Origin of the sequence: Pseudovibrio sp. POLY-S9 (assembly GCF_001431305.1) — a bacterium.
GTDB lineage: Bacteria > Pseudomonadota > Alphaproteobacteria > Rhizobiales > Stappiaceae > Pseudovibrio.
This window is the reverse complement of the sequence record NZ_LCWX01000110.1, coordinates 13,741-28,082: the sequence shown is the minus strand read 5'-3', so window position 1 is coordinate 28,082 and position 14,342 is coordinate 13,741. Positions and strand designations below refer to the sequence as shown.

The 14,342-nt window shown below is 49.8% G+C and carries 7 protein-coding genes and 1 tRNA gene; 5 read left to right on the top strand and 3 right to left on the bottom strand.

Annotated features, from left to right (window positions below):
- Positions 1-840 precede the first annotated feature (840 nt).
- Entirely contained in the window at positions 841-5,328 is a 4,488-nt protein-coding gene (locus PPL9_RS08910; protein ID WP_161831254.1) for an autotransporter outer membrane beta-barrel domain-containing protein, read from the top strand.
- 732 nt (positions 5,329-6,060) lie between these two features.
- On the opposite strand, the gene PPL9_RS08905 is transcribed toward PPL9_RS08910, so the two are convergent.
- Positions 6,061-6,136, bottom strand: a tRNA-Lys gene (locus PPL9_RS08905).
- Positions 6,137-6,898: 762 nt separating this feature from the next.
- On the opposite strand from PPL9_RS08905, the gene PPL9_RS08900 reads away from it, so the two are divergent.
- The 4 genes from PPL9_RS08900 (at position 6,899) to PPL9_RS08885 (ending at position 12,044) form a co-directional block, all read left to right on the top strand.
- A complete protein-coding gene (locus PPL9_RS08900; RefSeq protein WP_057462371.1) occupies positions 6,899-7,858 on the top strand; it encodes a TAXI family TRAP transporter solute-binding subunit in 960 nt (319 codons plus the stop codon).
- A 128-nt stretch (positions 7,859-7,986) separates the two neighbouring features.
- Complete coding sequence (locus tag PPL9_RS08895) at positions 7,987-10,602, top strand: TRAP transporter permease (RefSeq protein WP_057462370.1); 2,616 nt, start codon at positions 7,987-7,989, stop codon at positions 10,600-10,602.
- A gap of 42 nt (positions 10,603-10,644) precedes the next feature.
- Entirely contained in the window at positions 10,645-11,079 is a 435-nt protein-coding gene (locus PPL9_RS08890; protein ID WP_057462369.1) for a universal stress protein, read from the top strand.
- Positions 11,080-11,306: 227 nt separating this feature from the next.
- Positions 11,307-12,044, top strand: coding sequence for a cytochrome c biogenesis CcdA family protein (locus PPL9_RS08885; RefSeq protein WP_057462368.1), 738 nt, complete (start codon positions 11,307-11,309; stop codon positions 12,042-12,044).
- 77 nt (positions 12,045-12,121) lie between these two features.
- On the opposite strand, the gene PPL9_RS08880 is transcribed toward PPL9_RS08885, so the two are convergent.
- Together PPL9_RS08880 and PPL9_RS08875 are read right to left on the bottom strand one after the other, a co-directional pair.
- A complete protein-coding gene (locus tag PPL9_RS08880; RefSeq protein ID WP_280139046.1) occupies positions 12,122-13,054 on the bottom strand; it encodes a DMT family transporter in 933 nt (310 codons plus the stop codon).
- Between the two features lie 96 nt (positions 13,055-13,150).
- A complete protein-coding gene (locus PPL9_RS08875; RefSeq protein WP_208989258.1) occupies positions 13,151-14,137 on the bottom strand; it encodes an SPOR domain-containing protein in 987 nt (328 codons plus the stop codon).
- Positions 14,138-14,342: the final 205 nt, after the last annotated feature.

The following is a 14,342-nucleotide window of genomic DNA, read 5'->3' as shown; positions in this document are numbered from 1 at the left end:
ACGATGCCGATCGGCAGGGCGGATGCCTCCGGTCGGAGAAATGACAGAAAACACCGAGGAGGACTGCCGGTCAAACACACGACCAATCGAACTCATCGACTCTCCCCGCTGCCATCGATCCCAAATCTCGGCTCGTTGTGCGGCAGAATAGTAAATACGGCGGCGATACGTCATGTCGAACACTCCATCTTTATTCAAAGATTAAAGTGTTGCGACCACCAGTTGAAACCACCGCCCAAACGAGCCCTCTATTACCTTCGCCTCTACAATGTAGTGATTGCTTATTTTGTCCGTTGTGTTGCAACTTGCAGACAATGTGATCCGAGGCAACTAATCACATCTGCAGTTAAGGTGAGTTTGGCTCTTCTGAGAGATATCGACGACTCGATGAAAGAATCAGGCTGTTTGCAATCTGAGGATTGCGTGAACTTTACCGTTGGCTGCGTTAGCACTCATATCCGAGCAACTTCAACTCGCTCAATGGCTAGACACTTCACTATTTCATAGCCCACCTTGCTTAGGTATACCTAATAATGGCTGAAATATGAAACCTCGCACCTTGAGTATATGCAAGATGAATTCAGTTTTATATTTGTAATATTTTATCACTTAGTATTCATGTGTGATATTGTTATTTAATTTACTGTTAATTTATTTAAGGAAAATGGAATTTTGCAGAGATTTTATTTGCATCTCCCTTAAAGTAATAGCAGATGGATCATAGCCAATGGACAGTAAATAGTGACTCTGCGCTTTCAACGGTCGGTTTTAGTTCTAGGATTATTGTTATGGGCTTGTCCTGACGCATATGCGCAGGCTGTGATTGATGATGATAATCCCTTGGGCCCAAACCAGACGGTTGGCGGGCCCGGTTCCACACATGGAGATACTTGGAATGTTGGCGGCACGCTCGTCGTTGGTGACAACGGAGCTGGCACGTTAACTGTTCAACAAGGCGGAGACTTAACCAGTGATGTAAGCACGTTAGGTACGAATGGCTCATCAGGAACGGTGACAGTTACTGGCAGTGGTTCTACATGGACTGCAGATGGTAATCTTCGTGTTGGGCGTGGAGGGACGGGTATCTTCAATATTGAAGATGGAGCTACTGTTGCTAGTACTCAGGGCCGTGTTGGAGTGCTTGGGTCTCAAGGCACAACGACGATTACCGGAACTGGATCTTCATGGACCATTGATAACGACTTGATCGTTGGGAATGGTGGAACGGGCGATCTGATTGTCGAACAAGGTGGAGCTCTTATTACAGGTGAAAGCTCCGTTGGCGAAAACAATGGCGGTAGTGGCACTGGAGTTGTTACTATTCGAGATGCAGGTTCAACTTGGGATCTGAGTGATCGTTTGCGTGTTGGTATAGCTGGTACTGGTACTGTCAATGTTGAAAATGGCGCTAGCGTTACAAGTACAGATGGACAGCTTGGCGTTTCTAACAATTTAGGTACAGTGAATGTAACTGGAGCAGGATCAACCTGGAATGTTTCTGACGAGCTTGTAGTTGGAGCAACTGGAGCTGCTGGTGGCAACTTGGATATCTCTGATGGTGGTTCGGTTACCTCGCAAGACTCTATTGTTTCTGAATTTGCAAGCAGTAATGGAGCGGTGACAATCTCTGGTTCGGATTCAATCTGGACTGTTTCAGGAAACATAATCATTGGCCGACAAGAAGATGCAACCATTACCGTTTCCGATGGTGGGACGCTTGATACGCGTGCGAACAACACGATGGGTCTCTTCAATGGTACGGGCTCAGTTGTTGTTACGGGCACGGGCTCGAACTGGACGGCTGCAACCAATATTGTGGCAGGTCGTTCAGCTCGCGCGACCATCACACTCTCTGATGGTGGTGTTTTAGAGATTACTGGCGGAAATCGCAGATTGGTACTTGGTCAAGAAGCTGGGGCTCGTGGAACATTAAATATTGGTTCCGCGACCGGTGAGGCGGCAACAGCAGCTGGTACGTTCATTGGCAATCAAGTACGCCTGACAGCTAATCGTGATGTGATCGTTTTTAATCATACGAGTACAGATTACACATTTGATGCTGGGCTCTTTGGAGACGGCGATGTTCTCATTGAGAGCGGCACAACCACATTGACAGGGAACAACAGCTCTTACTCAGGAACCAACACGATCACGGGTGGGACGCTTCGCGTTACAGATATTGATCAACTGGATGATAGCTCTACTGTACTTAATGGTGGGAGGTTTTTATATGCTGACACAGCAAGTGGCTCAACCTCTGCACTAACGATTGGCAGTAGCGGCGGAACGATTGAGGTCTCGGAGAGCTCTGCCACTTTTACAGTTTCAAGCGAGTTGACAGGAACAGGCAACCTTAGCAAAGACGGGGCCGGCGTTCTTCGTTTGACCGGCATGAATGATTATAGCGGTGGCACGACCATAACTGATGGAAGTGTGCAGGTTGATGATATCAACAGTTTGGGAACAGGCACGACGACACTTGACGGCGGAACGCTGAGCTACAGCGGAACAACAAGTGCCACATATTCAAATCTTGTCTTAAGTGCTGCAGGCGGCGCCTTGGAAGTTACTGAGAGTTCTGGGACACTTGAGGTTAGCAGCGATCTTTCGGGAACAGGGATCTTAACCAAGCAGGGCAGCGGGACATTGGTTCTCTCTGGGACGAACAGCTACAGCGGTGGGACTGTTATTTCAGCGGGAGTACTGCAAGTTGATGACCTGAACCGTCTTGGCACGGGATCCACTACCCTCAATGGTGGGTCTCTCAATTACACAGGTACAAGCGCTGTCACCCTCGCGGATTTGGTTTTAGGTTCCGCTGACAATACGCTTGATGTCAGCAACAGTGTAGCGAGTATTACGGTTTCGAGTGACCTTTCGGGCACGGGCAGCTTAACCAAGAGCGGAGCCGGTACTCTCATCCTCACCGGTACCAACACCTATAGCGGCGGAACAACAGTTTCATCGGGAACGCTGCAAGGCGATAGCTTAAACATTCAGGGAGACATGTCTGTCGCCAATGGGGCTACTGTGGCCTTTACTCAAGCGACAAACGGAACCTATAGCGGAGACCTTTCCGGCTCTGGTGCACTAACGAAGACCGGATCTGGTATATTGACCTTATCAGGTAACAACTCCAGCTACTCCGGTATTATCTCCGTTAATGGCGGTGGGTTGTCGATCTCGGCTGCCAATCAGCTGGGTACAGGGACCACTACACTCAATGGCACCTCCCTTAGCTATACAGCAAGCACCAATGCCACCTTATCGACCGTGGCTTTGGGGACAGGTGCCAGCACGTTCGATGTGACTAGTGCCGCAGGTGCTCTGACGCTTTCCGGCAACTTGGCCGGTGCAGGCAGCCTGATCAAGACCGGAGCAGGCACTCTTGTCCTATCCGGCACCAACACCTTTAGCGGCGGGGCGACCGTTTCTGTGGGAACCTTGCAGGTCTCTCAGGTCTCTCAGCTGGGCACAGGAACCACCACACTGGACGGAGCCACGCTGGCTTTTAGCGGAACTGGAACGCAAAGCTATAACGCGCTGACTGTTGGAGCTTCCGGGGGTACGGTAGAGGTGCAAAACGTTAACAGGACGTTGCAGCTTACGAACACTGTAACCAGCACAGGAGCCTTCACCAAGACGGGCGGCGGTTCGCTTGTATTCAATAGCAGTAGCAACTCATTTGGAGCGAGCCTGACGGTTCAGCAAGGAACGTTGCTGATTGGCGATACGACAGACTTTAACACTGCATCTGTTCAAGCCGGTTTTACAATTGCCTCTGGGGGACGTCTGGGCGGGCATGGAACTGCCAGTGGCAGTGTGACACTGGACGGCGGCGTTATCGCCCCCGGCGCTTCGTTCGGCATAATTACGCTCGGCAGTCTGGATGCGACTGGCACTGGCGGCACGCTGGAAATGGAGTTTGGCTCTGATCCGGTATCTGGAATGACAAATGTTGATCAAATCCAGATCCTCGTGGGTGGTAGCGTGGACCTGAACGACATTGCGCTTGATCTCGTCAACGTTATGGGTCCAACACCGGTCAAAATAGGCGATGAGTTCGTCATTATCGACAATCTCTCCGCACCGGGGACAGAGCCACCGACTGGCACGTTCAGTTCAGTTAGCCATGACATGTTCATGTTAGATGTGAACGTTATCTACGGTATTCCCGGAGACGGTAATGATGTTGCGATCCAGTTCATCCGAAGTTCCAATAACTTCGATGGCCTGGCAGATACGCGCAACGAATATGCAGTCACACAGGCATTGGATTCCATTAATGAGAGCGGCGAACTCTTCACACAGCTTGCGCCCATGAACAACGTTCAGATTAAAGCTCTTCTCGATCCCCTTGCCGGTGAAATCAACGCTTCAACCCGTGCAATCCTTCTTGCAGACAGCCGCTTCCTGCGACAAGCGGTGAATGACCGCCTTTACAAGGCCCACAGCGCTTTTGCTGCAGACGTGGATGACAACACCGTTTCCCGCACGGTCAGCAACTTTGCGATGTGGGGACAGGTCTACGGCAGCTGGGGTCAATTCTTCTCCGATGGCAATGCTCGCACCACAGGTAGAAGCGTCGGCGGCGTTCTGGTTGGTGTTGATGCGACCTACTTTGACATGGTGCAGCTGGGTGTGGTTGCAGGCTTTGGCAGAACATCCATCGACATCAGTTCCATCGATGCATCATCTGACAGTGACAGCTACAGTGTCGGCGGCTACGCCAGTGCCAATCCGATCGACAACGTCAAACTGCGCGGAGGTGTTGCCGGTACATGGTACAACATTGCAACTGATCGCGATGTAAGCCTCTTCCCGGAAGAAACACTGTCATCTGACCAGTTCGCCGGTTCTGTGCAAGTGTTTGGTGAGCTTGGGTATACGTTGGAAAGCACCTACGGCAATCTGGAACCTTTCGCAGGAGTTGCCTATGCTTACCTGTCCGGCCCCGGCTTCAACGAAACCGGCGGCGCAGCAGCACTCAAAGCAGATGGACAATCCAACTCCCTCACTTTCCTGACGCTGGGAACTCGTGGCGAGTTTGATCTTTCCAACTACCTTTATGGAGACACAAGCTTTGTTGGCTTGGCTGCATGGCAATACTCTTCCGCCGATACGCTCGACTACACCCAAAGCTTCATCGACAGCGGCAACCCTTTCACCGTCGCCAGCGTCCCAATCGCCCGCAACGTGGCCCTGATCGAAACCGGCCTTGAATCCCGGCTGGCCGAGCACATCCAACTCAACATCAACTACTACGGCCTCCTCGCCGACCAAACCCTAGACCACGGCGCCAACGCAAGACTATTCGTGCAGTTTTAAGCTGAGAAACGGAGTGCGCTAAGAGGTGTCGGGCAGCTATTTAGAACAGACTGATCAATTTGCCGAAATATGAGGTATTTGCCACTTTAAGTTATGCTCGTAGTTACGACATCCAGTTCAGTCAATCTTCTTAAGGTCCGCCTTATCGGAATCAATCCGATGATCTGGCAGTGGGATGAAGCAAAGTATCATTCTGAATAGCGAGATATTCGGCACTTTTCACTTCAAACTTAAAATAGAATTCCTTAATTGAATTCCCATTCGATTATTGTGTCGACGCTGACACGTGCTCGGGTGAGGATGAAATTGAGTTCATAGATCAGTTTCTTAATGAGATTAGCTAATCCGTACTCAATCCTTGATAGAAAAGCTGGAAGGACTACTCATGACCCTGATTACAAGAAAGTGACAAAACCGAGTTTTGGTCGAATGATATTGGGGCTTGAAAGTGCTTGGTATGGTAAGTTTGCCTTGAAGCTCTGTCGACTGATGACAGCGCCCTATCAACTTTTGGGGAGTGTCAATCTAAGTAGTCGCTGGAGAAATGACAGCTAGTGACGGCATTCACAGCTTTTCCAAAGGTAAGATATAGGAGGAATTGAGGGGCTCAGTAGAGCAAAATCGGATTCTGAAACGTTCTCATTTGTTGACATAGTGCTGACACAAGGCCTAAATGCAAAAAGCTCCCGGAGGGGAGCTTTGCTAAACCTCTTTATATACCATGAGGTTAAATGGTGAGCCCGCACGGGTTCGAACCGTGGACCTACTGATTAAAAGTCAGTTGCTCTACCAGCTGAGCTACGGGCTCTCGGCGGGACCGTTAGGTCGCTGCCTGTGAGGGGTCTTCTAAGGATTGCAGGGGCTTAGCGCAAGCGCTTTTTTCGATTTTCCACACGGAGCGTTTTTTGCGCTTATTTACCGTTCTTATGTTGTCTAAGCGATGAAATTACTGAAACCAATTCAGTGTAAATGTGAGTAGTTAAATAATGTTGGGTTTCGTTTCCTTGTTTTTCCAATTGGCACGTTCTTTATCTGGCAGAGTGTAGGGTGCGGTGCACAAAATGCGCTTTCCGCTATAATCTGCTCTAAGGTGGGAGAGCGCTGCAATCGTCTCGTTCATCCCTTGGTTTTTGGGGTATTATTAGTTCTCTAGGTGAAATAACGTAGAGATATTGTTTGAAATGAAGCGTGATACTTCACAAAATCTGTAATACCTTAGTATACTATTTTGTGGAAGCAATCGGCAGTTTGCTGGTGTATCACCTGATTTTTGGCAGTTTTTCGTGAAATATCTGTGGGGCTTTCGCGTGTGCGAAATGCTCATATACCTAAAAAATATTATTTGAATCAGTTTGTTAGGTGAATAGATATGCAGCTTGGTTGTTGCCGGTGGCTTTGAGAGTTTACTGGTAATCCAAGCAATAGATGTGTACGTATTTCACCGCTTTTGGCATCTTTCATTCTGTGCCAGTGGGAAATAGGCGTGTCTGATGGTTAAAATGCCAAGATTTCCTATTCGCGATACCGTGAGTAGCGGGATCGCGCAATTACAACTTAAGTGGAGGTTCGTATGAAACTTAGCAATGTTGCAGTTGGAGCTGCGCTAATTGCGGTTAGCGTTGCAACTGGAGCTTCGGCAGAAAATCGTTTCGTATCCATCGGCACCGGCGGTGTTACCGGTGTTTACTACCCAACTGGTGGTGCGATCTGTCGTCTTGTAAACAAGACCCGTAAAGAGCACGGTATCCGTTGTTCTGTAGAATCTACTGGTGGTTCTGTTTACAACATCAACACCATTCAAAATGGTGAGCTGGAGTTCGGTGTTGCTCAGTCTGACGTTCAGGCGAATGCATACGAAGGTCGCTCCCAATGGGATGGCAAGCCTTTCGGTGAGCTGCGCTCTGTATTTTCTGTACATCCTGAGCCAGTAACAATGCTTGCTTCTAAAGGTTCCGGCGTAAACAACTACACCGACCTTAAGGGTAAGAAAGTCAACATCGGCAACGCAGGTTCCGGTCAGTATGCGACATGGCAGCTTCTTGAAAAAGAAGGTATCGTGAACAAGGCTGATCTCGCTCTGGCGACTGAGCTGAAGTCTGCAGAAGCTGGTTCTGCACTTTGTGACGGCAAAATCGATGCTTACTACTGGCTGGTTGGTCACCCATCTGCATCTACTCAGGAAACTGTAAGCACCTGTGATGCGCAGCTTGTAAACGTTGAAGGTAAAGCGATCGACGATCTGGTCGACAAATACTCCTTCTACCGTAAAGCAACTATCCCAGCAGGCATGTACAACAACGCGGAAGACATCAACACCTTTGGTGTTGGCGCAACCTTCGTTTCTTCCGCTGCAGTGCCTAACGATGTTGTTTACGTCATTGTTAAATCTGTCTTCGAAAACTTCGACGACTTCAAAAAACTGCACCCTGCATTCAAAAACCTGAAAGAAGAAGAGATGATCAAGGCTTCCTTGACAGCTCCTCTGCATGACGGTGCAGTGAAGTACTACAAAGAACGTGGTTGGATGTAATCTACCCAAGTTTTCTACGATGCGGGGCTGTTCTGGCCCCGCATTTTTTGGCTTTCTATGAGATTTAGTAGGTTTCTTGCTCTGCCTTTACAGCTAAGGCAAAGGGGGAACTGTATTTGGGGGTGCAAATGAGTCCAGAACGACACAAAGCGCAAGTTGATGCGCAAGAATTGGTCGCTCAGGCAGATACCGGCGCACGAAGCCTGGCCGGTGGGCTAGGCGTGATGATTGCTGCCATTGCCTTTATCTGGTCCGTCTTTCAGCTTTATGTGGCCTCGAACGTTCCATTTTGGTTGAATGATACCTTTGGCATCAATCTCATTTTCAACAATTCCGCAGTTAGAAACATTCACCTGGCATTTGGCCTGGTGCTTGCTGCTTTTGCATACCCTCTGTTTTCCCGCAGTCCACGACATACCATACCGTGGTATGATTGGGTGCTCGCATTTTTAGGCGCTGCGGCTTGTCTCTACCTTGTGATTATGCGCTCTGAGATCGCTAATCGCGCCGGTCTTCCAACTCAGATGGATCTGATTGTGGCCACCACTGGCCTGACTGTGCTTGCGATTGCGGTTTACCGGAGCCTTGGTCTGCCTCTCGTTATTGTTGCTGCGGTTTTTGTTGGCTACGCAATGTTTGGCAACTCTCCTTGGCTGCCAGACGTCATTCAATGGCGCGGAGCTTCCTACGGTAAGGCCATGTGGCATTACTGGATTCAGGAGGAGGGTGTCTTTGGTGTTGCTGTTGGCGTTTCGGCGTCCATGATCTTCCTGTTTGTGCTGTTTGGTTCGCTGCTGGAGAAAGCTGGCGCGGGTAACTACTTTATCAAGGCCGCGTTTGCGCTTCTTGGGCATTTGCGCGGTGGCCCTGCAAAAGCGGCGGTTCTTGCCTCTGCGATGAGTGGTCTTTACTCTGGCTCTTCCATTGCGAATGTTGTGACCACTGGTACGTTCACCATTCCTTTGATGAAGCGGACCGGCTTTCCTGCTGAAAAGGCGGGGGCGGTTGAGGTGGCTTCCTCTGTGAATGGTCAGCTGATGCCGCCTGTGATGGGGGCTGCAGCCTTCCTGATCGCTGAATTCACTGGCACCAGTTATCATCAGGTTGTTATTCACGCCTTCATTCCAGCCGTGATTTCTTATATCGCACTGGTGTACATCGTGCATCTTGAAGCGTTGAAGATGAACCTGAAAGGTCTGCCTAAGCCTCCGGTTCATGTAACCATTTTGCAGCGCCTGATTGGTGTTTTGACAGGCTTTATCGGTATCACACTTGTGGGTGCTGCCGTGTATTACGGTCTGGGCTGGACGAAGACTGCATTCCCGGCACTTACGTTCCCTGTTGTGCTAGCGTTGTTTGCTGCTGGCTATTTGTGGTTGGTGTATATCGCCGCGCAGGTTTCAGACCTTGAGGTGGACGATCCTAATGCGCCGGTGAGTGAGTTGCCTGCTGCTGGTGATGTTGGCCGTACCGGTTACTACTTCATCCTGCCGATCGTTGTTCTGATCTGGTGTATTCTCGTCGAGCGGTTCTCACCCTCCCTGTCTGCGTTCTACGCGACTATGGCGATGACCTTCATCGTTGTGACCCAGCATCAGTTGAAAGCTCTCTTCCGTAAAGAATCTCAGGCCGGCCGCACATGGCAGGGTATTGTGGACTTCGTTGAAGGCATGATCGGCGGTGCTCGCAACATGATCGGCATTGCGGTTGCGACCGCTGCTGCAGGTATCATCGTGGGGACTGTGTCCTTGACCGGCATGCACCAGATGATTGCTGCATTGGTTGAGTTCCTGTCTGGCGGTAACCTGTTGCTGATGCTGGTGCTGGTTGCGGTGATGAGTTTGATCCTTGGTATGGGGCTACCAACCACGGCGAACTACCTTGTTGTGTCCTCTCTGATGGCGTTGGTTGTTGTGGACCTTGGTGAGCAGACCGGATTTATTGTTCCGCTGATCGCAGTTCACTTCTTCGTCTTCTATTTCGGTATTATGGCGGATGTGACGCCTCCGGTGGGGCTAGCCGCCTTTGCGGCAGCTGCGATCAGTCGTGGTGATCCGATCAAGACCGGTGTTCAGGGCTTCATTTATTCTTTGCGTACTGCAGCCCTCCCGTTCCTGTTTATCTTCAACACGGATCTTCTGCTGATTGATGTTGAGCCACTTCAGGCTGTCTTCGTCTTTATCGTCTCTGTGGTGGCGATGATGTTGTTTGCTGCGGCAACGCAAGGGTACTTCTTTGCGCGCTCCCGTCTGTGGGAATCTGTAGCGCTGCTTCTCATTGCGTTTACGCTGTTCCGTCCGGGCTTCTGGCTCGATCAGGTGCAGGATCCATACGTAACTGCTACAGGTCCGCAAATCATGGAGATGGTTGGTGAAGCTCAGCCGGGTGATATGGTGCGTCTTAACCTCGCAGGTCCGGATTTTGATGATATGGATAAAATCCTGACACTGACATTGCCTCTATCAATTGGTGAGGAGCAGGGGGCTGACGCACGACTTGATGCATCTGGTCTGGTTACCATGCAGGATGATGGAGCTGTGGTGCTTGATGAACCATTCCCAGGCACGACATTTGCTGAAAAACTGCAGGGCTTTGACTTTTACGGAGATGTTCCGGTTGTGATCGTAAGCTCTCAGGTGGATGCAGAACGACTGCCAAAACAGCTGTTCTACATTCCAGCTTTGCTTCTGCTCTTGCTGGTTGTTGCACTTCAACGTCGACGCCAAACACAGCCCGCTTTTTAAGCGGGCTGTGTCATAAAACTATAATTTTTGAGGAGTTGGGAAATGTACTCCAATATCTTGCTGCCTTTGGATTTGAACGAAGAAAGCAGCTGGAAAACTGCGCTTCCCGTGGCTGTTGATCTGGCTCGTCATTACAAAGCTCAGCTTCATGTGGTGACGGTTCTGCCGGACTTTGGCAAATCTATCGTTGGTGGTTATTTCGCTCGCGAGTTTGAAACTGAGGCCTTGGAGCGTACGCGTGAGGCTCTTGAAGAGTTTCTTGATACGCAGCTTCCTGATGAGGAGCTGGATGTGAAAGGGCATATTGCTCACGGAACGATCTATGAAGAGATCACAAGCGCAGCAGATAAGCTGGGCACTGATCTGATTGTTTTGTCCTCGCATCGTCCTGAGCTGAAAGACTTCCTGCTTGGACCGAATGCGGCGCGTGTCGTGCGCCATGCCAACCAGTCTGTTCTGGTTGTACGTGACAACTAAAGGTCACAGTTGATATTTGTGGTTGACGGTAGGTAGCTGTTCTTACCTACCGTTCACCAAAATGTGTCGCAGATTTTCTTGCCTGTTTGACGAAACACATCCAACTTTCAGCAAAATTGTATATATAAGCCTTGGTGATCTATTGATGGACTATGATGTCGTCACGCTTCCGTGCGTGCAAACGTCAGGTCATGTGGATGCATTCCAAGTGGAATTAGGATAGCTATATGTTGCAAGACATCACCCTTTGGGGCGCTTTTTTCGCAGGCATTTTGTCTTTTGTTTCTCCCTGCGTATTGCCGCTGGTGCCGCCTTATCTTGGGTATATTGCTGGTTTGTCCATCGAAGAGGTGACGAGCGAAGATAAGAGCGCTGCACAAAGTAATCGGGTTATGGTTGCCGCAATGTGTTTCGTTGCCGGTTTCTCAACCGTGTTTGTGTTGCTTGGTGCAAGTGCTTCATTCCTTGGTCAGTTTGTTCTGCAGTATTCGCAGTATCTTGCCTATTTGGCTGGCGGCATGATCATTATTATGGGCCTGCATTTTCTTGGCGCCTTTAAAATTGGGTTCCTTTACCGCGAAGCGCGTGTGCAGATTGATCGTCAGCCGGGTGGTTTTGGCGGTGCTTATCTGATGGGGCTTGCTTTTGGTTTTGGCTGGACACCGTGTATCGGCCCAGTTCTGGCAAGTATTCTCTTGATTGCGGGTACGCAGGCCTCCGTTAATCAGGGTGTTATTCTGCTCGCTGCCTATGCGCTGGGTATTGGTGTGCCATTCATGATTGCTGCGATGTTTGCAGGGCCGTTTATGGGCTTCATGGCGCGCTTTCGTAAGCACATGGGGATGGTTGAAAAGGTGATGGGTGCGTTTCTCGTGCTCACCGGTGTTGGTTTCCTGACCGGTTACATTCAGGCATTTTCCTTCTGGTTGCTCGAAACCTTCCCGGTCTTTTCGCAGATCGGCTAATGGACGCTCCAGATTTTGAGATGAAAAAAGCAGGCTCTAGGGCCTGCTTTTTTGTGCTTGGTGTATTGCTTTAGTTTCTAAGCGCTGGCTTTTCGCCGGAATAAGCTTGCTGGCAAGGTTGCCAGCAAAAGCCCTGCCATGATTGGGATGAAGCCCAGATAATGGAACGCCTGGAGTTGCTCTCCCAAAAACAGGACTGCCATGCCGACACCATATGGTGTCATCAGGTACATGAACATGCCAGCGATCGATGGCCCAACCAGTCGGATGCTGAACTGGTAAGTCAGGAAAGAGGCCACTGAAGCGATTAGTGCGACGCCTGCGATAGACATCCAGACTTCACCTGTATCCGGTATCGAGGCTGTGATCGCCATTTCAGCGACTGCAAATGGTGCCAGAATTATGGTTCCAAGAATGGCGAGGATTGCAAACAAAGGAGCTGTAGAGATTGCTTGTAACTGGCTTTTCTTGATGAGTACGGAGTAAATTGCCCAACTCAGCGTACACAGGGCAAACAACAAGTCGCCGCTGTTAAGTTGCAAGTTGAGCAGGTTGCCGAGTGAGCCTTTGGTTACAATCACAAAGACACCGATGATGGCGAGTGAGATCCCGGCAAACTCCCTTATGGCTACTGCTCGCCCTCTGAAGAGCCATTCAAGCGCCAGGATAAGGGCAGGGGCAGCTGAATAAATCAATGTTCCGTTGGTCGCTGATGTTTCTTTTAGAGCCAGATAGACAATAGCTCCGCAGATCCACATTGCAAGGAATGCCATGAAGCTGAGGAGCTTCAGGTTTTTGCGGATCAACGGCATGTTGGTTTTGAGCTCACGGTATGTGAACGGCAGAAGAATAAGTGAGGCAAGGCCCCATCTAAAAAAAGCAAGGGTCCACGGCTCTGTATGGGCAATGGCTGGTTTGGCAATTATTATGTTGGAGCTCATGAAAATGGGCATGAGAAACAACAGGGCGTATGTTGAGGCCCAATTTGAGCTCGAAGATGAATGAGACACGCGTGGTATTCCGAAAAGACCTGCAAGGCATGGAGATACGCTCACGTCATTGCTGACAAGCGCCTCAATGCTTAGGTGCTAAAAGATGAGAGCAACTTATTGGAAAATGGTTGGCAAGCAATTGACTTTTTCTCGCGCCAGTCTTGCGCACACAACAGCGGTGTCTGCAGCGTTGTAAAACGGGCCCGCTGTCAGCGTGTATTTTGTAGCGCCATCTACTTTTGCAGCGGAAACGCGTTTCTTCAGTTTTCCGAGCAGGAGAGGATTGTCTTCCCTCAGCCTTTGCCACTTGCTTTCCAGTGAGTTTGCATCTTCGAAATTGCCCAGTTCAATGGCAAAGGACGTGCGCAGAATTCTTCGAGTCCCTGATTGGCGGAGCTTGCCTGCTGCCGGTGTTTTTTGAAACTCAGGCAGATCGAGAGCGGATGCCTTCTCAGGAATGGAGGCGACTGTCTCTGGATTGGAGGCTTTTGGTAAGGCGATGGCCGCACGTGTACCAACTTCGGAAAGCTTGATTTCTGGCAGGGGACTTGCTGTGGTGATTGGCGCTGAAGCTTGCAAGAGTTCAGATGCTGGCAGGGTTTCTATTGGTGTCGCCGGTTTTTGCTTCGGCTTTACCGAGGTTTTGGCTGATGCCGCGGGTATTTCAGCTTCTGATGTTTTGTGCGCTGCTGCTTCATCAAGCGCTTTAACATGACTTGATAGTCTGCGGTTTTGCTCTGTGAGACGCAGTACAGAACGACGTAAAGATATGATTTCTTCCCTCACAGCATGCAATTCTTTTGAGTTTTGCAGGTTCTGTTGTGATTCGTTTCCGCGGGTATTTTCATACACTTGGAACGCGTTTTGCGCTGTTTGACTGCCAATAGAGGCGGTTGTGGTAACCGGGCCGGGAGCGGGGAGAGGGAGTGTGATCTGCGAATAAAGTGCCTGTTGGGAGGCGAATTTGCCAGGCATCTGCACTGCGGATGCGGCGAGGGCGACAAACGAGAGCGCAGCAATACCCCATGCAAGAACGGTAATGCGTTCTCGCAGTACTTTCGGTTCCTGTCGTAACTCGTTGATTTTATGAGGAAGTCTCAAAGCTTCCAGTCGCCTCGTACTCGAATCTAATCCTAACTACATATATTTTTATGGTTAACAAAATGTAAGCGTAATCTGAGGGATGTGCATTAAACAATATCAGCTACTTCTGATGAGTGTGTTGATTTTCCTGGTGAAAGCTCTGGGATGTTCTTTGAAATGCCAAAGCATTCGTGCAATTTGCCTGTCAGTTTGTAATTCTAGG

Excerpts from the sequence above, each read along its gene's own strand:
- PPL9_RS08900 (WP_057462371.1), top strand. The coding sequence starts at position 6,899 with ATGAAACTTAGCAATGTTGCAGTTGGAGCTGCGCTAATTGCGGTTAGC.
- PPL9_RS08895 (WP_057462370.1), top strand. The coding sequence starts at position 7,987 with ATGAGTCCAGAACGACACAAAGCGCAAGTTGATGCGCAAGAATTGGTC.
- PPL9_RS08890 (WP_057462369.1), top strand. The coding sequence starts at position 10,645 with ATGTACTCCAATATCTTGCTGCCTTTGGATTTGAACGAAGAAAGCAGC.
- PPL9_RS08885 (WP_057462368.1), top strand. The coding sequence starts at position 11,307 with ATGTTGCAAGACATCACCCTTTGGGGCGCTTTTTTCGCAGGCATTTTG.